Here is a 25,381-nt window from a genome sequence, read left to right as displayed (position 1 = left end):
GCCAGGCGTATCTTCTGGCAGGCGGTCATGGCGCTTTTCAGTGCGGAGAACATGGGCTAACAAGCCGGCACACGGTCACCGGTGCAGGGGCCGTCCATGTGTTTTCCGGCCTGTTTGAAGATGGCCCGTCCTGTTTGAAGATGGAAAGTGTACCGCGATGGCGCCGCCCCTTGTCAGTCTCCACGATGTTCAGATCGCTTATGGCGGCGCGGCCGTGCTGGACGGTGTCGATCTGCATATCCGGGCCGGTGAGCGGCTGTGTCTGATCGGGCGCAACGGTGCCGGTAAATCCACGCTGATGAAACTGATCGCCGGACGGCTCGAACCGGATGGCGGCGCGCGACGTCAACAGCCCGGTATCCGCACGGCCTATCTTGAGCAGGAGCCGGATGTCTCGGCCTGCCGCAGCCTTAAGGAATATGTGGCCGAGGGTCTGCCCGAAGGCGAACGGGACCAGCTTTACCGGGCGGATGCGGTGATGGATGCCCTGTCGGTGCGCGGCGATACGTCGCCGGACGATGCATCCGGCGGGGAAATCCGGCGCGCGGCCCTGGCGCGGGCGCTGGTTGGCGCGCCCGACCTTCTGCTTTTGGATGAGCCCACCAACCATCTGGATATTCAGGCGATTGAATGGCTGGAGACGGCGCTGAAAGACTGGCGGGGCGCCCTGGTGATGATCAGCCACGACCGAGCGTTTCTTGAGCATCTGGGCACGGCCTGCCTGTGGCTGGACCGGGGCGTGCTGCGCCGGTTCGACGGCGGGTTTGACCGTTTCGAGGACTGGCAGGACGCGCTTTTGCGTGAAGAGGCCGAAACGCAGGCCCGCCAGGATAAACTGATCGCCGCGGAAAGCCGGTGGGCGGTTGAAGGGATCACCGCCCGCCGCAAGCGTAATCAGGGGCGTTTGAGACGGTTACGGGACATGCGGGCCGAGCGCGCGCAGCGCCGCGCGCCCACGGGGCGGGCGGAGATGAGCCTTTCACAGGGACACGCCTCGGGAACGCTGGTGGCCGAGGCGGAAGATATTGGCAAATCCTATGACGGCCGCACCCTGTTCAGGGGGCTGTCCTTTCGCATCCACCGGGGGGACCGCATCGGTTTTATCGGGCCGAACGGCGCCGGCAAGACAACGCTGATCCGCACCCTTCTGGGCGATGTGACACCGGATGAGGGCCGTATCCGTCTTGGCACCAATCTGACGCCGCTGGTGATCGACCAGAAACGGTCCGCGCTGGACGAGGCCATGACCGTGCAGGATGTCCTGACGGGCGGACGCGGTGACTATGTACATGCTCCGGGCGGTGCGCAGCATGTCGCCACCTATCTGAAGGCGTTTCTGTTCGATCCGTCGGTGGCCCGCACCCCGGTCAGCGTGCTGTCGGGCGGTGAGCGGAACCGTCTTCTGTTGGCGGCACGGTTGGCGTCCCCGTCCAATCTTCTGGTGTTGGACGAACCGACCAATGATCTGGATATGGAAACGCTGGACCTGCTGGAGGAATTGCTGGCCGATTATACCGGTACCGTTCTCTTGGTGTCGCACGACCGCAGTTTCATCGACAGGGTGGTGACCGCCTGCTTTGTGTTCGACGGTGCCGGGGCTGTGACGGAGCATGCGGGCGGATACAGCGATTATCTTCAGCGTGAAGGCGGCGACCGGGGCAGTCGTCCGTCAGAAAAATCCGCTGAAAAGCCCGCGCGGAAATCCACCAGGACAGACACCGGGGACGCTGATGTGGTCCCGTTGAGACAGGCCAGGGCGAAGACACGCAGGAAACTATCCTACAAGGACCAGCGCGAATTGGACAGCCTGCCGGCGGAGGTTGAAATGCTGTCTATGCGTATCACCCAGATGGAGGCCGAATTGGCCGACCCCGATTTTTACAGCCGGGACCCGAACGGTTTCGCCAAGGTCTCGAAAGATCTGAGCGCCGCCCGCGAGGACCTGGATGCCAGGGAAATGCGGTGGCTGGAACTGGAGGAGTTGAAGGAAAGCCTGGAAGCGTCGCTCTGAATAGGCTGCTTTTCATAACCGCATGGGAACCGGCTTTTCACGGTGGCGGCCTTGTTTATCGGGTTGAAACATGGTCTAGGGTGATCGGCAGACAGGCGCCATGTACCGCGCGCCGGGCGGTCAATCACACGGTATAACGGCCGAACGTATGGAGTATCGGAAATGGGAGGCGACGCTGCACGGTAAGCCCAATGATGGTGAGGTCGGAGACGGAACCGTAAATCTCAAGGCGCTGCGCCGCCGTGCCATGGTTGAGACCGCCATTGTCAGCCCCCTTTGCGTCACGGCGCTGGAAGTCATCGGGATGACGGCTCTTCAGATACCCTTCAGCGCCGCGCGTATCGTTGTCGAACTGCCGGTCGCAATTTGTCTGTATTATGCGGTGCGATACTGCCTGCTGGAACGCGATGCGTTTCGCCGCGCCGGTGTGCCGGTGCACAAACAGGGACGCGGGGATTGATGATAAAGCGTCTGCTGGTTTGTTTTTGTCTGGCCGTGTCCGTGCGTGCACATGGGCAGGATGTTTGCACCATACCGGCCCTGCCCGAACCCCGTGCCAACAATGCGGTGGCCCTGTGGCCGGGACCGGACCCGTCAGGCCCGAAGGGTGAACAGGACGGCGTTGCCGGCGGCGCGCGGCTGTACAGTTTCATGGGGCTGGGGGCCGGCAAGACCTGGAAAGCGGTATCGCGCCAAGCCTATGTGCTGGAGGCCGGGGCGCACAGTTGGCGGCGTCTGGGCGATGTTCCGGTCGAGACAGGCCGACTGGCCGCAACCGCCGCAGCGGTGGCAGGCAAAATTTATCTGTTCGGCGGCTATACGGTTGCCCGCGACGGCGCGGAAAAATCCATGCCCGAGGTGTTCGCCTTCGATCCCGTCACGGAAACCTATGAACGCCGCGCGGACATGCCGATCCCCGTTGATGACAGTGTCAGCCTGGTTTACCGCGACCGCTATGTCTATTTCGTCAGCGGTTGGCACGATGTGGGCAATGTGGTCCATACACAGGTTTACGATGCCGCCGAGGACCGCTGGTTCCGCGCCACCAACTGGCCGGGCAAGCCGGTTTTCGGCCATGCCGGCGGTATCGTGGGGAACCGTATGCTGGTGGCTGGCGGTGTCGCGGTCGTCGGTGTGGACGCCGACGGCCGGCGGCAGTTCGCCCCTTATGCGCAGGCGTGGACCGGGGCAATCGACGCGGAGGACCCGGCGGCAATCGTCTGGACGCCTGTGCCGCCAATGCCTGAAGGCCCCGTGTACCGCGCCGCCGCCGCAGGGGACACGCGGACCGGTCTGATCTATGTCGCCGGCGGCAGCCGCACGGCCTATAATTATGACGGCCAGGGCTATAACGGGACGCCGGCGGTACCGACGGCCCAGGTCATGGCCTGGAACATGCCGACCGGTCAGTGGCGGCGGCTGGCCGACAAGCCGCTTGCGACCATGGATCACCGCGGCCTTCTTGCCTATGGCGGCGGTTGGGTCACGGTCGGCGGCATGACCGACGGCCAGACAGTGACCGGTGCCGTGGTTCCCCTTGATAACGGCGGCGCTTCCTGCCAGTAAATGGGCCACGCGACATGACGGCGTTTCCGTCTCCGGATCCGTGCCGGGGCCGGCCGTGCGCCGTTCGCTCATCACGATGCGTCAAGAAGAGGGCACAATGGCAGGCCATTCCAAATTCAAAAACATCATGCACCGCAAAGGTGCGCAGGACGCCAAGCGTTCCAAACTGTTCTCCAAGCTCAGCCGTGAAATCACCGTTGCCGCCAAAATGGGCGGGCAGGATCTGGATTCCAACGCGCGCCTGAGGCTTGCGGTCGCCACCGCCAGGTCCCAGTCCATGCCGAAGGACAATATAGAACGCGCCATCGCCAAGGCGTCCGGCGGGGACGAGGACAATTACGATGAAATGCGCTATGAGGGATACGGTCCCGGCGGCGTCGGGCTGATTGTCGAAGCGCTGACCGACAACCGGAACCGGACCGCATCGGATGTGCGGGCGATTTTCTCCAAAAATGGCGGGAATCTCGGTGAAAGCGGCTCGGTAGGCTTTATGTTCGACCGGGTGGGGGAAATTATCTTTCCCGCTGATGTCTGCGATGCCGACACCATGTTCGAGGCGGCGCTGGAAGCCGGCGCCCAGGAGGTGGATTCCGACGCGGACAGCCATGCCGTCTACACTGATGCTGAAGACCTGCATGCCGTCTCCAGTGACCTGACCGGGCGGCTCGGCCGCGACCCGGAAGCGGCCAAGCTGATTTTCAAACCGAAGGAACCGGTGCAGCTGGATCAGGAGGGTGCGGAAAAACTGATGCGGCTCATCGACGCACTGGATGATAATGACGACGTGCAGACCGTGTTCGGCAATTACGATATTTCCGACGAGGTACTGGAGAAGCTGGCCGGCTGATGCCGGTCACAGGCATGTCGGCCACGGGCAAGCCGGTCACGGCGGACACGGACAGGGGAAGGGATATCGCATGCGGCTGCTCGGCCTGGATCCCGGATTGCAACGCACCGGATGGGGCATTGTGGAAACGGAGGGTACGCGGCTGCGCCATATCGCCAACGGAGTGATCGTGTCGAACGCCAAACAGTCCCTTGCGAACAGGCTGGTGGACCTGCATGACGGTCTGAAGGCCGTCATCGCCGACTGGCAGCCGCAGTCATGCGCTGTCGAGGAGACCTTCGTCAACAAGAACCCCACATCGACGTTGAAGCTGGGTCAGGCACGCGGCATCGCCCTGCTTGTTCCGGCGGAAGCCGGCCTGCCCGTTGCGGAATATACGCCGAACCATGTGAAAAAGTCCGTCGTCGGTGTCGGCCATGCCGGCAAGGAACAGGTGGATGCCATGGTCAGGGTTCTGCTGCCCGGCGCGGTCATTAACGGCGCCGATGCGGCGGACGCGCTGGCGGTTGCCATCTGCCACGCCCATCATGTGGGCACAGCCGCAGCGGCAAAGGCGCCGGGCCGTCCGGCCGGAGGAGGATATCGCAGATGATCGCCAAGCTGACCGGTGTGCTGGATTCTCAAGGACCCGATTGGGCCATCGTCGATGTGGGCGGGGTCGGCTATCTTGTGCATGGGTCCACACGCACCCTGTCCCAACTGCCGGGCGCGGGCGAAGCTGTCCGCCTGCATATTGAGACGGTCGTCCGCGAAGATGCCATCACGCTGTATGGCTTTGCCGATGTGGCTGAACGGGACATGTTCCGGCTGCTGACGTCGGTACAGGGCGTTGGGGCGCGGGTGGGGCTGGCCATTCTGTCGGTTCTGACCCCGGATGCGCTGAAAATGGCCATTGCCGCGCAGGACAAGGGCGCGGTCGCCCAGGCCAGCGGCGTCGGCCCCAAACTGGCCCAGCGCGTTGTCAATGAACTGAAGGACAAGGTGGCGGGACTTGCCCTCGGCGCGGCCGCGTCCACAGCGGGCGGTGCGGCGTCCGCCCCTGCGGGTGGGGCTGGCGACAGCAGCGTGATGGACGATGCGGTGTCCGCGCTGGTCAATCTGCAATACAGGCCCGCTGATGCGATGGCGGCGGTGGCGAAGGCGCGGGCAGCCCTGGGCGAGGATGCCGACCTGTCCGCCCTTGTCCCGGCCGCCCTGAAGGAATTGAGCCCGTCATGACCGCCGGCAATTCCCCCATGGACGAAGACCGTCTGGTCGGAGCCGGTGAGACCGGTGCCGATACGTTGGACACCAATCTGAGGCCGCAGACGCTGGACGAGTTTATCGGCCAGGCACAGGCGCGGGAAAATCTGAAAATTTTCATCGAAGCCGCGCGCGGGCGCGGCGACGCGATGGACCATGTGCTTTTTTTCGGACCGCCGGGTCTGGGCAAGACGACGCTGGCGCAGATTGTCGCCCGGGAACTGGGCGTGAGTTTCCGCGCGACATCGGGACCGGTGATTGCCAAGGCGGGCGACCTGGCGGCGCTTTTGACCAATCTGGAGGCCCGCGACGTTCTGTTTATCGACGAGATTCACCGCCTGAATCCAGCGGTCGAGGAGATTCTCTATCCGGCGATGGAGGATTTTCAGTTGGACCTGATCATCGGTGAGGGGCCGGCGGCCCGCAGTGTGCGGATCGACCTGCCGCCGTTTACACTGGTCGGCGCGACGACCCGGTCCGGGCTGATCACCAAGCCGCTGCGCGACCGGTTCGGAATACCGACCCGGCTTGAGTTTTACAGCGCGGCGGAGCTGACCGAAGTGGTGCGACGGGGCGCGCGGCTGCTGGGATTGAATATCAGTGAGGACGGCGCCCATGAAATTGCCGCCCGCTCGCGCGGGACACCGCGAGTGGCCGGGCGGCTTCTGCGCCGGGTCCGCGATTTTTCGGATGTTGGGGGCAAGCCGGTGGTGGATGCCGGCGTGGCCGACGCGGCGCTGACCCGTTTGCAGGTGGACCGCCTGGGACTGGACCAGATGGACCGTCGTTTTCTGTCCTGTATCGGGGAAACCTACGGCGGAGGACCGGTGGGGATCGAAACGCTTGCCGCGGCCCTGTCGGAACCACGCGATGCGATCGAGGACATCATTGAGCCATATTTGATGCAGATAGGTTTGGTGCAGAGGACCCCGCGCGGACGGGTGCTGTCGGCCGAGGGGTGGAAACATCTGGGATTGACGCCGCCCGCAGGAAACGGAGAAGGCGGCCAACTGCCGCTGCTTGATGGCGGAACATAGGGCAAGGGCTACGCTGAAAGCGATGATACGCAGCGATGACTGAAGGACAGGGTGATCTTTATCCGGCCGATGGCCGCTGGATCGAGGGCGTGTTTCATTATCCGATCCGGGTCTATTACGAGGACACGGACCTGGGCGGCATGGTTTATCATGGCCGCTATGTGAGTTATTTCGAACGCGTGCGCACAGAAAGCATTCGCGGCACGGTCCTGGATGTGGACAGTCTGATGGAGCGCGGCGCGGCGGACGGCGGGCCGCTGATTTATGTGGTGCGTGGGATCAATATCACCTACCACGCGCAGGCGCGCGTCGGCGATGTTCTGACTGGTCACAGCATGGTGGCACGGGTTCGGGCCGCAGCCGTCGAAGCACGCCAGTGGATCACACGCGGCGACATGATGGTGGCCGAAGCGGATGTGGTGGTCGCGGTCGTCGGCGAAGACGGACGTCCGCGCCGGTGGCCGAAACCGGCCCATGCCCTTTGGCGCGACTGGTATGAAAAAGCACATGCAAGCGGGGAGTGAGTGAAGATGGATGAAACGGTCAGTGCCGTTGAACTGGGTGGCAATACGGCGGATTTTTCCGTTCTGGGGATGTTTGCCCAGGCCGATATCGTCGTGCAGTCCGTCATGGTTTTACTGCTTGCGGCCAGTTTGTGGGGCTGGTCGATCATTTTCAACACGGCGGGTCGCTTGAAAACGGCGCGCGGACGGGCGGACCTGTTCGAGGACAGTTTCTGGTCCGGCAATTCGATTGACGATCTGTATCAGGGCCTTAAATCGGCGCCGGATCACCCCATGGCCGCTGTCTTTGTCGCGGCGATGCGCGAATGGCAGCGCAGCCTGTCGGGCCGTGTCGGCACGCTGGACAAGATCACTGTGCAGGATCGTATCCAGCGGATCATGAATGTCACCATGCAGCGCGAGATGGACCGTATGGAAGGGCAGGTCGGATATCTGGCGACCATCGGATCGGCGGCGCCTTTCGTCGGCCTGTTCGGAACGGTGTGGGGGATCATGAACAGCTTTCAGTCGATCGCGCTTGCTTCCGACACGTCGCTTGCCACGGTGGCGCCGGGCATTGCCGAGGCCCTGCTGGCAACCGCGCTCGGCCTCGTGGCGGCCATCCCGGCGGTCGTGGCCTACAACAAGCTGTCCGGCGACCTTGGCCGATTTGCCGGCCGGGTCGAGGGGTTCGCGGACGAGTTTGCCGCCATTCTGTCCCGCCAGCTGGACGAGCGGGCGGCCTGAGCGATGGGCGCGGGCGTTTCAAACGGCGGCGGCATCCGCCGCCCCGGCAAAAGGGCGCGTTACCGTCCCCTGGCCGAGATCAATGTCACCCCCTTTGTCGATGTGATGCTGGTGCTGCTGATCGTGTTCATGGTCACGGCGCCCCTGTTGACGGCGGGCGTGCCCGTCGACCTGCCGAAGGCGCAGTCGCGCAACCTGCCGCAGGACAGCAAGCCGCTGGAGATATCGATCAATCATGAAGGCGCCATATTTCTGGCTGACACTTCCGTGACGATAGAAGAGTTGATCCCCCGTCTGACCGCCATTGCGGGCACACGCAGGGATTTGCGCATTTACGTGCGGGGCGACCGCCGGTTGGATTACGGCCGTGTCATGGCGGTGATCGGGGCGATAAACAGTGCTGGTTTCACCAAGGTGGCCCTGGTGTCGGATCAGTCGTGACATATGTGAACGGGCTGCCCATATCGCACGTGTGCGCGTGCGTGGAGTGTGATAAGGCAGTTTCCGGGTCAGGCCCGTCCGGGCCACAGGACGGGTGTTGGGAGTGAACGTGACGTGACGGGCGGACGAATTGGCTGGATTTTGTCCCTCCTGCTGCACACCGCCGTGTTTACGGCAGCGGTGGTGGGATTGCCGTCGCTGTCCCGGTCCCGCCCGGCACCGCCCCCGCCCGTGGCGGTTGAATTTGTCAGAATTGCCGAGAAGACCCAGGTCGCTGCTCCCAAGGCCCCTGAGGTGGCTGAGGAACAAACCGTCCGGCAACAGCCGCAATACGCCCGCGACGAGCCGGCCGACAGCGGCGATCCGGACACCGTCCCCCTGCCCGAGGTTGCGGCCAAAGCTGTTACGGATATCCCGAAGCCCGCCCCCAAACCGAAGCCACGGCCCGAGGACGTCAAGCGTGCCAAGCTGAGGACCAGCGTGCGCCCGTCCGCCAAGCCGAAGCCGCCGAGCCGGCTGAAAAGCTCGCGGATCGCCGCCCTGATCGACCGTTCCATAAAGGAAGAGGACGAAGCGGCGCCCTCCGAGGCGGACAAGACGGCAGCCGAGGAAAAAGAGGAGAAACCGCAAAGCCGTCTGGCCGGCCTGAGGGGGGCGATTGCGACGGCGTCGCTTCGCGATGCGTTGAGCAACAAGCTGTCCAAATGCTGGTTTTTCCCTGGCGGCGCCAAGAATATCGAGACGTTCGAGGTCACGGTGCGGATATGGCTCCGCCCCGACGGAAGCCTGTCGCGGACCCCTGAATATGTGAATGCCCGCGACCTGTCGAATGACTATTACCGGGTCTTTGCCGAAAGCGCGCTGAGGGCGGTGGGCAATTGTGCGCCCTATGAAGAGGCGAGCCAATATATCCAGACCGGACAGCGCTATATCGATTTCAATTTCAACGGGGCCGAGTTTTCGGGCAGTTGAGACATCAAAGGGAAGGTGTGCGGCTAATGAACAGGGTGACGAAAACGGGCATGAGTGACCGGGGATGGGCGGTACGGATCGGGGACGTCCTGCTTCCGCCCGTGCTGTTGTTGGCCATGCTGTTTTTGAGCGTCAGCCTGCCGGCACGGGCCCAGTTGAGTGTCGATGTGACGCGTGGCACGGTCGATCCGGTGCCGTTGGCGCTGCCCGATTTCGCCGCGGTGAACGAGCAGGAAACCTCTTCCGGCCCCTTGTCCGATATCGGTGTTCAGATTGCCCAGGTGATTTCCAGCAATCTTCAGTCGACCGGTCTTTTCCGCGCCCTTGACCCCGCCGCTTTCATCGAGCCGATCACGGCGGAAACGCGGCGCCCGCGTTTTGCCTCATCCTGGCGGCCGCTTGGGGCGCAGGGGCTGGTGACGGGGCGGGTGCAGATTCTGGCCGACGGCAATCTGCGGGTTGAATTCCGTCTTTGGGACGTGATTTCCGAGGCACAGCTGGAGGGCATGGGATACACCACGCCGGTGACGAACTGGCGCCGGATCGCCCATGTGATTTCCGACCGTATCTACACCCGGCTGACCGGAGAGGAAGGCTATTTCGATACCCGTATCGTTTATATCGCCGAATCCGGCGACCCGTTGAACCGGGTGAAGCGTCTGGCGGTCATGGATCAGGATGGTGCCAACCAGCAATTCCTGACCGACGGCAGCTATCTGGTTCTGACGCCCCGTTTCTCGCCCAACCGTCAGGAAATCACCTATCTCAGCTATTTCAATGACAAGCCGCGGGTCTATTTGTTCAATATTCTGTCCAACAGGTTCGAGGTGTTGGGTGATTTCCCCAATATGACCTTTGCCCCGCGGTTTTCCCCCGACGGCAACAAGGTGATCATGTCACTGGCCGAGGACGGCAATTCGGATATTTATGAAATGGACTTGCGGACACGCCGGGTCAGCCGTCTGACGGATCATCCCGGCATTGACACATCGCCGTCCTACTCGCCGGACGGCCGGTCCATCGTGTTCAATTCCGACCGTGGCGGCAGCCAGCAGCTGTATGTGATGGATGCCGGCGGCGGCAATGTGCGGCGCATTTCCTTCGGCAAGGGCCGTTATGCCACACCGGTCTGGTCGCCGCGCGGCGATCTGGTGGCGTTCACCAAGATCGGCGGAGGCCAGCGTAAATTCCGTATCGGTGTGATGCGGCCTGACGGTGAAGGCGAGCGGCTATTGACCGATGCCTGGCAGGATGAGGGGCCGACATGGTCGCCCAATGGCCGTGTGCTGATGTTTTTCCGTACCGAGCGATATGATTCCCAGGGGCGCGGCGGGCAAACCAGCCTGTGGTCCGTTGATCTGACTGGCTACAATGAACGGCGGGTTCCGACCCCGCTTGATGCCTCGGACCCGGCCTGGTCGCCGCCGCTGCCCATTGCGACCCGGCGGCGCTGAGACCCGGCGGTGCCGGCTTATGGCGGGGATGGGACTGACGGTGTTGAGACTGGCGGATCGGTTCCCGTTTACAGCCCCAGCAGATACAAAGGGCTGACGCCGAACAGCCATTCATGGATAAAGGCGAAGCCGGTAAAGACGGCCAGGCCTAGGGTAATGGTGATGACATCGCCGACGGGTGAGACCGGGCCCGGTTTGATCCAGTCGCCGTCGCGGCGGTTTGAGGCATGCATCGCCAGCAAGGCCCAGACGCCGAGCCCGCCGAACAGGACAAGCGATCTGCTGTCCCCGCGCACCAGAAGGTGGGCCAGGCTCCACAACAGGACGGACATCAGCTGCGGGTGCCGGATGAACCGGCGCAGGTTCGTCGGTGCCCGCGCGGCGACGAACAGTATGAAAGCCGTAGCCATGATCACGAGTGTCATGTGGCTCGCCCAGTTTGGCAGGCTATAGATGTAAACGGGCGTGGCGCTTTTCCAGCCCAGGACCATAAGCACGACGCCGGCGATCACGAAAAGCGAAAACAGGCCGCGATAGCCGTTGTTTCCCATCCGGGTCCTGAGATGCGTTCTAAGCGACAGGTCCAGCAAGGGCAGTGTGTGGACCCCGGCAAAAACAAAAACGCCGGCAATGAGCAGCAACATGGTTCTCTCTCCCCCAGTATTCTGTGTCCGGCTTGCCCCCCAAGCCGGTGTGGCGGGACCAGTATATCATGATCCGACGGAAAACCCCGGCTGACATGGATGGTGTGCATTGCCGCACACATCCACCGAGGGACGCGGCAGACAGGCCGTTCAGGGACGGACTGGGCGTACAGGACGGAGGCCGTGTTGAGCGAACGGTTTTATCGCCGTGCCAAGTCAGGCGAGCGCCGGTGTTTTCAGGCCCGGATTGCCCTTGGCGAGAAACCACGGGTTCAGAAATGTCCTGGTATCCTTGCCATAGGCAAGGGGGGCGCCGTCCGGTGCCAGAACGATTCCACCCGCCGCGCGCAGAACCGCGTCCGCCGCTGCCGTGTCCCATTCGCACGTCGGGCCCAGACGGGGATACAGGTCGGCGTCACCGCTTGCCACCTGACACAGTTTGAGTGATGACCCGAAGGAGACATGCTCGGCGTCGGGGAAATGTGCAAGCCATGCCTCAAGCGCTTCGGAACGATGGGACCGGCTGGCGACGATGGTCAGTGGGCCGGTGTGACCCTGGCGGGTATGAATGGCGCGGGCCGCGTCCGCGGTTCCGTCCGCGATCCCGTCCTGCCAGAGCGGGGCGGCCCAGGCCCCTTCGCCGACAACGCCCCAATAGATGATGTCCCGCGCGGGGGCGGCAACAACACCCAGGCAGGGGGCACCGTCCCTGATCAGGCCGATATTGACCGTGAAGTCCGTGCCTTTTCTGATAAATTCCTTCGTGCCGTCAAGGGGATCGACCAGCCAGAATTGTCTCTCACCGTCAAGGGACGGCCGTTTTCCATCCGCGACCGCTTCTTCGCCGACGACGGGGATTGCTGGCGTTAATTGTTCCAGGGCGGCGGTGATGACGGCTTCGCCGCGCCGGTCCGCTTCCGTCACGGGGGAGGCATCGGCTTTTTCGCTTATCTCCATATGACCGTCATAAACGGCCATGACTTCGCGCGCGGCCTTCTGTGTGACGGTCAGCAGGGCGGGGATGAGGTCGGTTTCGCGAAGGGACATGAAAAGCCTTTCAATTCTGTGCAGGAATACGCGCCCGCCTGTGGCAAAATCACGGGAACGGCGGTTTGTCACGCTGTCGGCGACCACCTTCTAGACCATGCGGGAGATCATTGGAAGGTACCGCCCGCAACCTGCAAGATACCGCTTGTCTGCGCAGCCTTTGTCAGGCAGGAAAGCGGTCGAAATAATGTCTAAAATTATAACATTGCCATCAGGTACGTTGCATAAAAGGAAAGCAGATGTCCGATACCGAGTTTGCGGCGCTTCTTTGTTCCCGTCTTTGCCACGATCTTGTCAGTTCCGTCGGCGCGGTTACGAACGGTCTGGAAATTTTGCAAGATGAAAAGAATCCGGACATGCGTGAGCAGGTTTTTGACCTGCTGCGGGTTTCATCCGAACAGACGAATACCAAGTTATTGTTTTTCAGGCTTTCTTTCGGTTCAGCGGGGGGGCTGTCCAGCAAGATCGACCTAGGTGAGGCGCGCCGGGCGCTGGACGGTTTTGTCACCATGCAGAAGCTGGCCCTCGACTGGAAATTGAGTGATGGACAGGCGCCCATGACCTTTGTAAAGCCCTTGCTGAATCTGGCGCTTTTGGGCACTGAATGTCTTCTCAGGGGCGGTGTCATAGGTGTTTCGGCAAAGACGGAGGGCGAGGATGAAGGGTTCGAGATCACCGCGACCGGTCCGCGGGTACAACTTTTGACTGCGGTGCGTGCCGCGCTGGAGGGAACGCTGCCTGACAGCGATCATGAACCCCGCCTGGCGCCGGCACTGCTGGTCGGTCATCTTGCCAAACGAATGAATGCGCGCGTAACAATCGAAGAGTCGGAAGACGGGGTTGCCTTTCGGTATGTGTGTTGCGATTTCGAAATGGCGGCCGGCAACGCTTAAGATTTTACATGATCTTAATGATTTTTGCCGAAGCTGCGAGCGCTACGAAAGGCTAGAATTTAATGTGTCGCGGGCGCGCGGCACGCAAATCCGCAGGGACGAATGCGATGGATGATTTGTTGAGTGAATTCCTGACCGAAACAGGCGAAAGCATCGATGTGGTCGATGTGGAGCTGGTGAAGCTGGAACAGGATCCCAATAACAAGGAAGTTCTCGACAATATTTTCCGACTTGTTCACACGATCAAGGGAACATGCGGGTTTCTGGGACTGCCACGGCTTGAGTCCGTCGCGCATGCTTCCGAGAATGTTCTTGGCAAATTCCGTGACGGCGAGTTGCAGGTGACGGAACACGCCGTGACCGTCATTTTGGAAAGCCTGGACCGCATCAAGGAAATCCTCGCCGGTCTGGAAGAGACCGAGGAAGAGCCGGTCGGCGATGACAGCGAACTGATCGGGCGGCTTGATGCCATCGCCGAGGGAGCGGACGCCCCTGAAGCCGAAGCACCGGCCGAGGACGTGCAGGAGGATGACGACACTGTCGAGGGTGAAATCATCGATCCGAAACTTGGCCGTCCCCTCAAGGAAGGTGAAGTGACGCTTGAAGAACTGGAAGCGGTCTTCAACGCGACGCCCGGTCCCGAGAATGAGGCCCCGGCTTCCGATGCAAAAGCTGAAAAAGCCGCCTCCGCCAAGGCGGAAGGGTCCCTGTTCGACCGTCTGGGAGGCGAAGATACGGTCGCGGTGACCGCGCATCTGGTGTCAAACCGCCTCGGCACCCATCCCAAACTTGGCGCCTTTTTCAAGGATGTGGCCGAAGACCTGCGCAAGAACCGGCTGATGGGGCTGATGCTGTCCCTTTACAAGGACGATCTGGATACGGCCGATACGGTCGCCCGCCAGATTGTCGACCGGCCCGGTTTCGGCGATGACGCGTTCGAGGCCCTTCAGGAACTGGTCAAAGCTGTTCTTGTCGAGTGCAAGGTGGACACGGACGCTGCCGACGAAGCGGCCATGTCTTTCGAACTGGTGCGCGATGCCATGCTGGCGTCATCCAAGGCGGTGACAAAGGCCAATGAGGGCACCAAGACCGGCGAGAAGAAGGCGCAGGACGCACCGGGTGCCACCGAGACCAAGCGGGCGGCCCAATCGATACGGGTCAGCGTCGACCTTCTGGAAGACCTGATGAACATGGTCTCCGAGCTGGTTCTGACCCGCAACCAGCTGCTGCAGATCACCCGTAACATGGAAAACAACGAGCTGGCGGTGCCGCTTCAACGGCTCAGCCAGACAACGACCGAGCTGCAGGAAAACGTCATGAAGACGCGGATGCAGCCAATCGGGAATGCCTGGGCCAAGTTGCCGAGGATCGTGCGCGACCTGACGGTGGAACTGGACAAGAAGATCGAACTGGACATGCGCGGTGCCGAAACCGAACTGGACCGCCAGGTGCTGGAACTGATCAAGGACCCGCTGACCCATATGGTCCGCAATTCCGCAGATCACGGTATTGAAACCCCTGCGGAACGGATTGCCAGCGGCAAGTCGGAACAGGGAACCATCATCCTGAACGCCTTTCATGAAGGCGGCCATATCATCATGGAGATCAAGGATGACGGCCGCGGGATCAATGTCAGCAAGCTGAAAGGCAAAATTCTCGAAAAGGGACTGGCGACGACCGCTGAACTGGATGAGATGTCCGACAACCAGATTCAGAAATTCGTCTTCCATCCCGGTTTCTCGACCGCGGAGAAAGTCACCAGCGTGTCCGGACGCGGTGTCGGTATGGATGTTGTGCGGTCCAATATCGAAAAAATCGGCGGAACGATCGACATGACCTCCGTCGAAGGCAAGGGCACCAATTTCCAGATCAAAATCCCGCTGACCCTGGCCATTGTCGCCGGCCTGCTTGTCGAGGCCTCGGGCGAGCGGTACGCCATTCCGCAGATCAGCGTTCTTGAGCTGGTGCGGGCTTCCGGCGACAGCGATCACAAGATCGAGACCATCAATGAAACCCCGGTGCTGCGCCTGCGGAACCGCCTGTTGCCGCTGGTGTATCTGAACGAAATTCTGGGCTTCAAGTCACGCAAGCAGATCGAGGAACAGGAAGAGGCGGTGGAGACGGCCGAACCGAGAGACGACTTCATCGTTGTCACGCAGGTGGGCGCCTTTACTTTCGGTATTGTGGTCGATCAGGTCTTCGATACGGAGGAGATCGTCGTCAAGCCGGTTGCCCCGATCCTCAAGGATCTGGAGGTCTATTCCGGCAATACAATTCTGGGAGACGGCAGTGTGATCATGATTCTGGATCCCAACGGTATTGCCACCCGCGCCAATTCCAGCGTTTCCGACCATCATGAAGAAGAGGCGCGCGAAGCCGAAGACGCCGTCCGCAAGGCCACCTCGCAGGATAAGGAAAGCATGCTGGTCTTCCGTGCCGGCAGCGAAGCGCCGAAAGCCGTTCCCCTGGCCCTGGTCGCGCGGCTTGAGGATATCGAGATCGAAAAGATCGAGAGTTCCGACGGCCGTCACGTGGTGCAGTATCGTGGCGCCCTGATGCCGATCATCATGGCGGATTCCGCCATGGAGCTGAAAACCGAAGGCCGGCAGCCCATCCTTGTCTTTACCGATGACGACTACACGATGGGGCTGGCGGTGGATGAGATCCTCGACATCGTCGAAGAGGAATTCACCATCAAGCTTGCCTCCGACCATGACGGCATGGTCGGTTCGGCGGTGATCAGCGGCAAGGCGACCGCTGTCATCGATGTGTCTTACTTCCTTGGTCTGGCGTTTTCCGATTGGCTGAGCAGCCGTGATCTCGCGGATGACGCGGCGCCAAGCGACGGTGCGCACATTCTGATGGTGGATGACAGCGATTTCTTCCGAAACATGCTGCGCCCCGTCCTGACGGTCGCGGGCTACCGGGTCACGACCGCCAATGGAGCGAGCAAGGCGTTTGAACTGCGCGATGAAGGCGCCGTGTTCGATCTGATCATATCGGATATCGAGATGCCCGATATGAGCGGCTTTGAATTCGCCGAACTGGTGCGCGCCGGCGGCGCCTGGGCGAAAACGCCGATGATCGCCCTGTCTTCACTGGCGACGGAGCGCGATATCAATCGCGGGCGCGAGGTCGGTTTTGACGACTATGTGGCTAAGTTCGATAAGGAAACGCTGCTCAAGAGCCTGTCGCAGCAGCTTAAAATCCAGGGAGACGCGGCATGAACGATGTAATCGTCAGGAGTGACCTCAGCCTTGTGGCGGGCAGCAGCCAGGATTTCGTGACGGTTGTCCTGGCCGGTCAGATTCTCGGTATTCCGGTTTTGTCCGTACATGACGTTCTGAACGCACAGAATATAACCAAGATCCCTCTGGCGCCCGAATGGGTGGAAGGGGTTCTGAACCTGCGCGGACGAATCGTCACGGCCATTAACCTGCGTCGCCGTCTTGGCCTGCCGCCACTGGATGAGGGCAAGAAGAGCATGTCCATCGTGGTTGAGCATAAAGGGGAACCTTACAGCCTACAGATCGATCAGGTGGGTGAGGTGCTGTCGCTGGATGATCAGTTGTTCGAAAAAAACCCGGTCACGCTGGACCCTGTCTGGCGAGAGGTCAGTCTCGGCATATACCGTCTGGATAATGAGCTTCTGGCGGTTCTGGATGTGGAAAAGCTGATAGATTTTGACATGACTTCCAAGGCCGCGTAACGGTCTCCCGAAGGCTAGGGGCGTATCTTGAGCGACACTGACGGTGCTGCCACAAGGTTGGAAAAGGAGCGAGCGGTCAATGAAGTCCTGTCTGGTTGTAGACGATTCCAAAGTCATCCGCAAAGTGGCCAGACGTATTCTGGAAGAGCTTGGTTTCGAAGTCATCGAAGCCGTGGACGGCAAGGATGCCCTTGAAACATGCGAGCGCACCATGCCCGATGCCGTTCTGCTCGACTGGAATATGCCTGTCATGGACGGTTTGGAATATCTGAAGGCGGTCCGCGCGCTGGAAGGTGTGGAGCAGCCCGTTGTGGTTTTTTGCACAACGGAAAACGATATGTCTCATATTCGGACCGCCATTGAAGCAGGTGCCAATGAGTATATCATGAAACCGTTCGATCGTGAGATTATAGAGGCTAAATTCTCCCAGGTTGGCCTCCTTTAACGATTAAGAAAAGAAAGGTGCACATTGTGGCATCGACTTTGTCCTCTTCATCGGCAAAGAACGTGAAAGGTGGGCCTTATCGGGTAATGGTGGTGGATGATAGCGCCATTATCCGGGGTTTTCTTTCCCGTTACTTGAATGAAGATCCCGATATTGAGGTTGTTACCACGGCGAACAATGGCGTGATGGCCTTGCGTCAGCTTAAAAACCATGACGTGGAAGTCGTGGTTCTCGACATTGAAATGCCGGAAATGGACGGACTGACCGCCCTGCCGCGCATGATCGAGATGATCCCGGACCTTCAGGTGGTCATGGCGTCCACGCTGACGCGCAAGAATGCCGAAGTCAGTATGCGGTCGTTGCAGATGGGCGCCGTGGATTATGTTCCCAAGCCGGAAACGGCGCGGTCGGTCAATGCCAGTATCGATTTCCGACGGGAGCTTGTTGAAAAGGTGAAGGCATGGGCGGGCCGCCGGCGCAAGCGGCGCTCGGAGCCCCTGCCCGAGAGCGAGGGCGGTGCAGCAGGCGCCGCATCGGCCGCCGGCGGACGCAGCGGTTTTGTCACGGCGCGCCGCCCGGCCCGTCCGGTGACCGTCACGGGGCGGTCTGCCGATACAGGGCCGGGTGTGGCCCGTGTTCAGGCGCGGTCCGCCAGTGCGTCGCCCGCGACTGTGGCTCCTGCCGGTACGGGGGACAAGAGCGTCTCGTTGAGGCGCGGTTCCACCCTGAGACCTAAGGTGCTGGCGGTCGGCTCGTCGACCGGCGGGCCGCAGGCCCTGATGAAGTTTTTCAAGGGGTTTTCCCAGCAGCCCGATGTGCCGATCCTGATCACGCAGCACATGCCGGCGACGTTCACATCCATTCTGGCGGAACATCTGGCGCAGGCGACCGGCTGGCCGGCAAAAGAAGGGATGAATGGCGGTCCTGTCCGTGCCGGAGAAATCTATGTGGCGCCGGGCGGGAAACATATGGAAATGGTCGAAGAGGACGGCGGTCTGTCAATCCGGCTGACGGAAGACCCACCGGAGAATTTTTGCCGTCCGGCCGTCGACCCGATGCTGCGAAGCATTGCCAGGATATATGGCGATAAAACACTGGTCGTGATTTTAACGGGCATGGGGCATGACGGTCTCAAGGGCGCGCGCGAAGTGGTGCGGGCCGGCGGGACCGTGTTGGCCCAGGATGAGGCGTCGAGCGTGGTGTGGGGTATGCCGGGCGCCGTGGCCACCGCAGGTTTGTGCACCGAGGTGCTACCTGTGGACGCATTGGGCGTTTCGACCGCGAGACGCGTGCAAGGGGGCAGGTAATGCGGTCTGAAGATTTCGAATATCTAGCCGATCTGTTGAAGCGGCGCTCGGGCCTGACATTGACGCCCGACAAGATTTATCTATTGGAAAGCCGCCTGACACCGCTGGCGCGCAAAAGGGGCCTGGAAGGTCTGGACCAGCTGGTCCAGAAGCTGCGAACGAGCCGCGATGAAGGGCTGCTGGTCGACGTAACCGAAGCGATGACCACCAATGAGTCCTTCTTCTTCAGGGATAACACACCGTTTGACCTGTTCCGTGACAAGGTTCTGCCCGTCATGGAAAAGAACCGCGCGACGCAGCGCCGGATGCGTATCTGGTGTGCGGCGGCGTCGACGGGGCAAGAGCCCTATTCGCTTGCCATCATCCTGCGGGAGGCATGGGTCAAATGGAAGAACTGGTCGCTTGATATCGTGGGTACGGACCTGAGCCAGGACGTGCTGGAAAAAGCCAAGGCGGGTGCTTACACACAGTTCGAGGTTCAGCGCGGTCTGCCGATCCAGATGCTGATCAAATATTTCCAGCAGGAAGGGGATACGTGGCAGCTGAGCCGCGATATCCGTTCCATGGTGCAGTATCGCCCGTTCAATCTGTTATCGCCCTTTACCGGTCTGGGCACGTTCGATGTGATTTACTGCCGGAATGTCCTGATTTATTTCGATCAGCCAACCAAGAAAGACGTTCTGGAACGGATGACGCGCTGTCTGGCCGATGACGGTGCCCTTTTTCTCGGCGCGGCTGAAACCGTTCTGGGCATCACGGACACTCTGAGACCGGTCAAGGGATATCGCGGCATGTATGTGAAAAACGATGCGGCGGCAGAGGCTTTTCTGAGCCAATAACCGTGTCGGTGCGGGCGTCATCCCGGTCATCGCGACAGTATCGAGCAAGAAATCGCCACCACCGCTGTCAGGGCGGGGGTGGCGTCACTATGTCCAGCATCATGCGTGTCTGGCGTGATGCGTATATGAATGACAGGGATGACATACCGGCAGCGACCAGGACGACCGATGCCCGCATGGCGGCTTTCTGATCAGTTATAGTCAGTCAGTACCGATTGATTTAAGGCTCAGCTTGCCTGTGCCGTTGCTTCGCCGGAAGGATCGCGCAACACATAGCCGCGGCCCCATACCGTTTCGATATAATTGTCGCCGCCGGTGGCCGTTGCCAGCTTTTTGCGCAGTTTGCAGATGAAGACGTCGATGATTTTCAGCTCGGGCTCATCAATGCCGCCGTAAAGATGGTTGAGAAACATTTCCTTGGTCAGGGTTGTGCCCTTGCGCAAGGAGAGCAGTTCCAGCATCGCATATTCCTTGCCGGTCAGATGGACGCGCTGGCTGTGAACCTCAACCGTCTTGGTGTCCAGGTTGACGGCAAGATCGCCGGTTTTGATCACCGACTGGGAATGCCCTTTCGAACGCCGGACAATGGCATGAATACGGGCGATCAATTCCTCCTTGTGGAAGGGCTTTGTCAGGTAATCGTCGGCACCGAAACCCAGGCCCTTGACCTTGTTCTCCATTTCGGACAGGCCGGAAAGGATCAGGATCGGCGTACCGACCTTGGCGGTGCGAAGCTGTTTCAGGACATCATATCCATGCATGTCCGGCAGATTCAGGTCCAACAATATGATGTCATAGTCATACAGTTTGCCGAGATCCAGGCCTTCTTCTCCCAGATCCGTGCTGTATGTGTTGAACCCTTCCGCCGACAGCATGAGTTCGATGCTGCGGGTCATTGTCGGATCGTCTTCAATCAGCAGAACGCGCATGCCTCGTCCCCTTTGCGTTGGCCACACAGCGAAACCATCCTCCGGCCCGGCCCGACACAGCGGGCATGGACAAGTCCGGCGCGGATGGACGGGCCGAAGATCACACGAACAGGGTGTTTGTCGGCCCGAGAAAGTCCCCCAATAGTGCGCAAAATCTTTAAAATATTAACCAAGGTTAACAAAACTGTCCAAGGAAATCGCGCTCTACCCCTTTTATGATGCTGTTCGGCCGCCGGAAGACTGCAAAGTGGGAATATTTTCCGGGAAGCTGAAAAGTGTCTGGACGACCCGCAACGGCCTCAGGTGTTTACCAAAGATTAAATGGTTTGGAGCATAGTGTGGAGACGAGTGCCGGGGCCCACATGCAGCAGCTGATTCAAGACGTTGAAAGAATAGAAACGGAAGTCCGTTACGGTCAGGTGACGGGTGTGCGCGGCCTGTTGGTTGAACTGGCCGGTACATCGCACCGTCTGGCCATCGGTTCGCGTCTGTCCGTCAATACGCTGAACTGTCGCAAAGTCCCGGTCGAGGTGGTCGGCTTTCAGAACGGCTCGGCGCTGGCCATGCCGTACGACCAGCTGGAAGGTGTCGCCATCGGCGCGAAAGCCGTCCTGACACAGTCCGAGCCGGCCGTTCTGCCGTGCGAGGGCTGGCTGGGTCGTGTCGTCAATGCCTTCGGCGAACCCATAGACGGCAAGGGCCCGTTGCCGATCGGCCCCGAGCCGCGCCTGTTGCGGAATAACCCGCCGCCGGCACACAGCCGTCAGCGTGTCGGCGACAAGATCGATCTTGGTGTGCGGGCCTTGAACAGTTTCGCCAGTTGCTGTGTCGGACAGCGTATGGGGATCTTTGCCGGCTCCGGCGTCGGCAAGTCGGTTCTTCTGTCCATGATCGCCCGTTTCAACAGCGCCGATATCAGTGTGATCGGTCTGATCGGCGAACGGGGCCGCGAGGTTCAGGAATTTCTGGAAGACGATCTTGGTCCGGAAGGGCTGGCCCGGTCCATCGTCGTCGTCGCGACATCGGATGAATCCGCCCTGATGCGCCGGCAGGCCGCGTATCTGACCATGACGCTGGCAGAATATTTCCGCGATACGGGCCGCGATGTCATGTGCCTGATGGACAGCATCACACGTTTTGCCATGGCGCAGCGCGAAATCGGTCTGGCCGGCGGCGAGCCGCCGACAACAAAAGGATACACACCAACGGTTTTCACCGAATTGCCCCGCCTGCTGGAGCGGGCCGGACCGGGCACGAAAGGGAAGGGCAATATCACCGGCCTGTTCACGGTGCTGGTCGAGGGCGACGATCACAACGAACCGGTTGCCGATGCGGTGCGGGGTATTCTGGACGGGCATATCGTCATGGAGCGTTCAATCGCCGAGCGCGGACGCTTTCCCGCGATCAATGTCCTGAAATCGATCTCAAGAACCATGCCGGCCTGCAATACGGAAGAGGAAAACCTGATCGTGCGGGAGGCGCGGCGGTATATGGCCACCTTCGCCGACATGGAGGAAATGATCCGTCTTGGCGCCTATCGGCGGGGCAGTAATCCGGACGTGGATGCGGCGATCGGATACAATGATCCGCTGGAAGAGTATCTTGGCCAGTGGAAAGATGACCGGACATCCCTGGCCGAGGGATATGCCCGGTTGCGCCAGATTCTGGAAATGGGGCCGGCGGCCGAACGTCTTTCAGCATCCGCCGGCGGCGCCATGCCGTCCGGGGCTGGAAGCCCGGCAGCGTCCACCGGGGCGCCCGCCGGTCAGCCGATCCTTTGAAAACCCCGAACATTCCGGATAACGCATGAGCCGCCTGTCGGGCATTATCCGCTTTCGCCAGTGGGAACTGGACGAGAAGCGCCGCGCGCTGGTTGCGTTGGAAGAACAGCGTCAGCAGTTTCTGGATATGCTTGACGCCCTCGACGCCGAGCTTGAGGCGGAGAAACGGCAGGCGGGCGGTGAGGTCGGAGCGCTCGTATTCGGGGCGTTCATGGAAGGCATACGCCAGCGCGAGGAGATTGTGCGCGAAAGGCTGGCCCGCAAGGATGAAGAGATCGAGCGCCAGCGCGATCAGGTGGCGGAAGCCTTTAACGAGCTCAAAACCTTTGAAACCGCGGCAGAACGCGAGGCCATTCGCGAGGCAAGGCGCCTAGCCGGGATTGAACAGTCCCTCCTGGATGAACAAGGGCTGGAACGCCACCGTCGTTCGACTGAAAACGATCTTTGAAACCATCGTGCCCGCCCGGATCGTTGTCGGCGTTTCATTACCGGCTCGCATCTGATAAGCAGAAAGCAGGGGAATGAGGGCATATTCGTCCGGCAGAGGGGGCAGACATGGATGACAAGGCACGTGCGGAACTTATGGCCGCAATCGCGGGCTGGCAAAATCAGGACGCCCGCCACCATCTGCATCCTTTCACCGACCCCGCCCTGATGGATCAGGTGCCGCCGTTTATCATCGACAGTGCCGCCGGTATGTATGTCGGCGGGCAGGGCGTCCGTCTTCTGGATGCCATGGGTGGCCTTGGCTGTGTCAATATCGGCTATGGCCGGCCGGATATGGCCGATATCGCGGCCGATACGATCAGGACGCTCAGCTATTATCACTGTTTTTCAGCCGCATCCAATCCGTATGCGGCCGAGCTGGCGGCACGGATCGCGGCCCTGGCGCCGGGGGCGCTGAACCATGTCTTTTTTGCAAATTCCGGTTCCGAAGCGAACGAGACCCTGTTGAAAATGATCCGGCTTTACTGGTCCCGCAAGGGACAGCCGGAGCGCCGTGCCATAATCTCACGCGACTATTCCTATCATGGCAGCACCATGGCGACCACGGTTCTGAACGGGCAACAGGCGATGATCGCGCCATTCGGCCTGTCCCCGGCGGACATGGATGTGCACCACGTCATGGCGCCCTTCTGGTACCGGCATGGCGGTGACCTGAACGCGGAGCAGTTCGCCGATCAGGCCATTGCCGCCGTTGCCGGCAAGATTGATGCGCTGGGCCCGGAGACTGTCGCGGCCGTCTTCGCGGAGCCGGTACAGGCCACGGCCGGTGTTATCATACCGCCGGATGCGTATCTGCCCCGGCTGGCCGAATTGTGCCGCATGCACGGCATTTTGCTGGTGGCGGATGAGGTGGTTTGCGGTTTCGGCCGAACCGGGGCCTGGTTCGCACAGGAGACGTTCGGCTTCGAAGCCGACATGATGACCCTGGCAAAGGGACTGTCGTCGGCCTATGCGCCGATTTCGGCGGCGGTCGTCTCGGATGCGGTTCTCGATGTGATCAAGGGGACCGAGCGTGAGGTGTTCCAGCACGGGTTCACCACATCGGCGCATCCTGTCATGGCGGCGCTGGCCCTGAAGAATATAGACATTCTGGCACAAGAGGATCTGGTGAAGCGCACCAGAGACAGTATCGGCCCCTATTTCGCATCCAAGCTTAAGGAACTGGAGAACCGCCCCCTTGTGGGAGAGGTGCGGGCAACAGGGCTGATGGCCGGTGTTGAAATCGCCAAAAACAAGACCACGCGGGAACAGTATCTTCTGGACATGGCCGTTTGCGACAAGGTCAGTCAGGCCTGTCTGATGCGCGGGGTTATTGTCCGGCCCGTGGGCAATGCGATTGTCATATGCCCGCCGCTGATTATTCAGCGCGGGGAAGTGGATTACATCGTCCGCGCGATGGGCGAAGCCCTGGAAGAAGTGTCCGGCCAACTGGATTGATATCCGGGCGCCGGTCCGTATTGCCTGCCGGAAGCCGTTTTTGCGGTACGCCGGGCATTGTCTAGGCGTCGTTGCGGCGCGCCCGGATCATGATGACATTGCCGGTGACCACCAGTGCCATGCCGACGGCGGCCGGAAGCGTCCACACATACCCCTCGAACAGGGTGGACAGCGTCAGGGCCACCAATGGCATCAGCACCGCGATATAGGCCGCGCGGGCGAGGCCGATCCGCTTGACCAGCCACATATAGATGAGAAAGGCAAAGATCGTTCCGAAAATGGCCAGATAGGTCAGGCCAAGCCAGTAGGTCCACCGTGTGTCCATCACCGGTGTTCCGGCTGTCACGGCGGCAAAAAGGCTGTTGGCCAGTGCCCCATATGCCATGCCCCAGGCATTGAGGCTGAGCAGGGGAAGCCGCTGTGCCGGTTCGCTGGCGATGACCGTGTTGCCGAAGGACGCCGACAATGTGGATACAACGCAAAGACCAACGCCGATCAGCGTGTCGTTTCTGTTGCCGAGGTTCGCGATTTCCGGCCAGAAAACGAGAACAAGGCCGAAAACCCCCAGAAGTGCCGCGACCATGACGGCGGGCTGTATGGGGGTTTTGAGGAAAAGTCGCGCATTGACGATATTGAGGAAGGACAGCAGCGAGAAGGCCACGGCCACCAGGCCCGACGTCATGTATGCGCTGCCGAAATAGATCAGTACATAATTGGTCGAGAACAGAAAAATACCCAACAGGATCACCGTCACGTGATCCCCGCGGCGCAGGCGCAGAGATATGCCGCGGATGCGGCACATCGCCACCAGGACAAGAGCGGAAAAAGCAAACCGGTATGCCACGGACCAGGCGACCGGCACGATGCCAACCTGGCTATCGATCACGATCCAGGTGGAGCCCCAGATCAGAACGCACATGATGAAAGCAAGGGCGGGCCCCATGGGTATGTCTCCGGCAGGGTATCGGGAGGAGGGGTAGCGGCCCGGCATTGGCAGACGCCTGCCGGATACCGGGCCATTTC

Annotated in this window: 25 protein-coding genes; 21 read left to right on the top strand and 4 right to left on the bottom strand. The window is 60.8% G+C overall.

Annotated features, from left to right (window positions below):
* Positions 1-157 precede the first annotated feature (157 nt).
* The 12 genes from BXY39_RS03305 to tolB all read left to right on the top strand — a co-directional run bounded on the left by BXY39_RS03305 (position 158) and on the right by tolB (position 10,820).
* Complete coding sequence (locus BXY39_RS03305; protein ID WP_121937387.1) at positions 158-2,011, top strand: ATP-binding cassette domain-containing protein; 1,854 nt, start codon at positions 158-160, stop codon at positions 2,009-2,011.
* A 148-nt stretch (positions 2,012-2,159) separates the two neighbouring features.
* Positions 2,160-2,471 (top strand): hypothetical protein, encoded by a 312-nt coding sequence (locus BXY39_RS03300; RefSeq protein WP_147453451.1) that lies wholly within the window; start codon positions 2,160-2,162, stop codon positions 2,469-2,471.
* Positions 2,471-3,577, top strand: coding sequence for a Kelch repeat-containing protein (locus BXY39_RS03295; protein WP_121937385.1), 1,107 nt, complete (start codon positions 2,471-2,473; stop codon positions 3,575-3,577). The genes BXY39_RS03300 and BXY39_RS03295 overlap by 1 nt, the downstream gene beginning before the upstream one ends.
* A gap of 97 nt (positions 3,578-3,674) precedes the next feature.
* Positions 3,675-4,424 (top strand): YebC/PmpR family DNA-binding transcriptional regulator, encoded by a 750-nt coding sequence (locus BXY39_RS03290; RefSeq protein WP_121937384.1) that lies wholly within the window; start codon positions 3,675-3,677, stop codon positions 4,422-4,424.
* 70 nt (positions 4,425-4,494) lie between these two features.
* On the top strand, positions 4,495-5,016 hold the full coding sequence (gene ruvC, locus BXY39_RS03285) for a crossover junction endodeoxyribonuclease RuvC (protein ID WP_121937383.1): 522 nt from the start codon (positions 4,495-4,497) through the stop codon (positions 5,014-5,016).
* Positions 5,013-5,642: a Holliday junction branch migration protein RuvA gene (gene ruvA / locus BXY39_RS03280; protein WP_121937382.1), complete on the top strand. Its 630-nt coding sequence runs from the start codon at positions 5,013-5,015 to the stop codon at positions 5,640-5,642. The genes ruvC and ruvA overlap by 4 nt, the downstream gene beginning before the upstream one ends.
* Before the next feature lie 17 nt (positions 5,643-5,659).
* On the top strand, positions 5,660-6,703 hold the full coding sequence (ruvB, locus tag BXY39_RS03275) for a Holliday junction branch migration DNA helicase RuvB (protein ID WP_121937718.1): 1,044 nt from the start codon (positions 5,660-5,662) through the stop codon (positions 6,701-6,703).
* A 35-nt stretch (positions 6,704-6,738) separates the two neighbouring features.
* Positions 6,739-7,227, top strand: a complete 489-nt coding sequence (locus BXY39_RS03270; protein WP_121937381.1) for a YbgC/FadM family acyl-CoA thioesterase — start codon at positions 6,739-6,741, stop codon at positions 7,225-7,227.
* Positions 7,228-7,233: 6 nt separating this feature from the next.
* Complete coding sequence (gene tolQ, locus BXY39_RS03265; protein WP_121937380.1) at positions 7,234-7,953, top strand: protein TolQ; 720 nt, start codon at positions 7,234-7,236, stop codon at positions 7,951-7,953.
* 3 nt (positions 7,954-7,956) lie between these two features.
* The gene (tolR, locus tag BXY39_RS03260) at positions 7,957-8,394 is read left to right on the top strand and encodes a protein TolR (protein ID WP_121937379.1); all 438 of its coding nucleotides are present in this window, start codon (positions 7,957-7,959) and stop codon (positions 8,392-8,394) included.
* A 114-nt stretch (positions 8,395-8,508) separates the two neighbouring features.
* Entirely contained in the window at positions 8,509-9,366 is an 858-nt protein-coding gene (locus BXY39_RS03255) for a hypothetical protein (RefSeq protein ID WP_121937378.1), read from the top strand.
* Positions 9,367-9,416: 50 nt separating this feature from the next.
* Positions 9,417-10,820, top strand: a complete 1,404-nt coding sequence (gene tolB, locus BXY39_RS03250) for a Tol-Pal system beta propeller repeat protein TolB (protein ID WP_121937717.1) — start codon at positions 9,417-9,419, stop codon at positions 10,818-10,820.
* 68 nt (positions 10,821-10,888) lie between these two features.
* Here the strand turns inward: tolB and BXY39_RS03245 are convergent, their stop codons facing one another.
* Together BXY39_RS03245 and cysQ are read right to left on the bottom strand one after the other, a co-directional pair.
* Positions 10,889-11,464 (bottom strand): NnrU family protein, encoded by a 576-nt coding sequence (locus tag BXY39_RS03245; protein ID WP_121937377.1) that lies wholly within the window; start codon positions 11,462-11,464, stop codon positions 10,889-10,891.
* Between the two features lie 216 nt (positions 11,465-11,680).
* On the bottom strand, positions 11,681-12,511 hold the full coding sequence (gene cysQ, locus BXY39_RS03240; RefSeq protein WP_121937716.1) for a 3'(2'),5'-bisphosphate nucleotidase CysQ: 831 nt from the start codon (positions 12,509-12,511) through the stop codon (positions 11,681-11,683).
* 239 nt (positions 12,512-12,750) lie between these two features.
* Here cysQ and BXY39_RS03235 point away from each other — a divergent pair, with 239 nt between their 5' ends.
* The 6 genes from BXY39_RS03235 (at position 12,751) to BXY39_RS03205 (ending at position 19,704) form a co-directional block, all read left to right on the top strand.
* A complete protein-coding gene (locus BXY39_RS03235; protein ID WP_121937376.1) occupies positions 12,751-13,404 on the top strand; it encodes a histidine phosphotransferase family protein in 654 nt (217 codons plus the stop codon).
* Positions 13,405-13,511: 107 nt separating this feature from the next.
* A complete protein-coding gene (locus BXY39_RS03225; protein ID WP_211332049.1) occupies positions 13,512-16,631 on the top strand; it encodes a hybrid sensor histidine kinase/response regulator in 3,120 nt (1,039 codons plus the stop codon).
* Complete coding sequence (locus BXY39_RS03220) at positions 16,628-17,113, top strand: chemotaxis protein CheW (protein WP_121937375.1); 486 nt, start codon at positions 16,628-16,630, stop codon at positions 17,111-17,113. Before BXY39_RS03225 ends, BXY39_RS03220 begins: the two co-directional genes overlap by 4 nt.
* A gap of 79 nt (positions 17,114-17,192) precedes the next feature.
* Positions 17,193-17,558: a response regulator gene (locus tag BXY39_RS03215; protein WP_121937374.1), complete on the top strand. Its 366-nt coding sequence runs from the start codon at positions 17,193-17,195 to the stop codon at positions 17,556-17,558.
* An 86-nt stretch (positions 17,559-17,644) separates the two neighbouring features.
* The gene (locus tag BXY39_RS03210) at positions 17,645-18,865 is read left to right on the top strand and encodes a protein-glutamate methylesterase/protein-glutamine glutaminase (protein ID WP_170163589.1); all 1,221 of its coding nucleotides are present in this window, start codon (positions 17,645-17,647) and stop codon (positions 18,863-18,865) included.
* The gene (locus BXY39_RS03205) at positions 18,865-19,704 is read left to right on the top strand and encodes a CheR family methyltransferase (protein ID WP_121937373.1); all 840 of its coding nucleotides are present in this window, start codon (positions 18,865-18,867) and stop codon (positions 19,702-19,704) included. The genes BXY39_RS03210 and BXY39_RS03205 overlap by 1 nt, the downstream gene beginning before the upstream one ends.
* A gap of 227 nt (positions 19,705-19,931) precedes the next feature.
* Here BXY39_RS03205 and ctrA read toward each other — a convergent pair whose 3' ends face one another.
* A complete protein-coding gene (gene ctrA / locus BXY39_RS03200) occupies positions 19,932-20,633 on the bottom strand; it encodes a response regulator transcription factor CtrA (RefSeq protein ID WP_121937372.1) in 702 nt (233 codons plus the stop codon).
* 362 nt (positions 20,634-20,995) lie between these two features.
* Here ctrA and fliI point away from each other — a divergent pair, with 362 nt between their 5' ends.
* From fliI to BXY39_RS03185, 3 genes are all read left to right on the top strand, one after another.
* A complete protein-coding gene (gene fliI, locus BXY39_RS03195; protein WP_121937371.1) occupies positions 20,996-22,414 on the top strand; it encodes a flagellar protein export ATPase FliI in 1,419 nt (472 codons plus the stop codon).
* 25 nt (positions 22,415-22,439) lie between these two features.
* The gene (locus BXY39_RS03190; protein ID WP_121937370.1) at positions 22,440-22,862 is read left to right on the top strand and encodes a flagellar export protein FliJ; all 423 of its coding nucleotides are present in this window, start codon (positions 22,440-22,442) and stop codon (positions 22,860-22,862) included.
* Positions 22,863-22,969: 107 nt separating this feature from the next.
* Entirely contained in the window at positions 22,970-24,358 is a 1,389-nt protein-coding gene (locus BXY39_RS03185) for an aminotransferase (RefSeq protein ID WP_121937369.1), read from the top strand.
* Positions 24,359-24,419: 61 nt separating this feature from the next.
* On the opposite strand, the gene BXY39_RS03180 is transcribed toward BXY39_RS03185, so the two are convergent.
* Positions 24,420-25,301, bottom strand: coding sequence for a DMT family transporter (locus BXY39_RS03180; RefSeq protein ID WP_170163588.1), 882 nt, complete (start codon positions 25,299-25,301; stop codon positions 24,420-24,422).
* Between the last annotated feature and the right edge of the window lie 80 nt (positions 25,302-25,381).

The organism is Eilatimonas milleporae, from assembly GCF_003688555.1.
Classification (GTDB): Bacteria; Pseudomonadota; Alphaproteobacteria; order Sphingomonadales; family Kordiimonadaceae; genus Eilatimonas; species Eilatimonas milleporae.
This window is presented reverse-complemented; position numbering and strand designations above follow the sequence as displayed.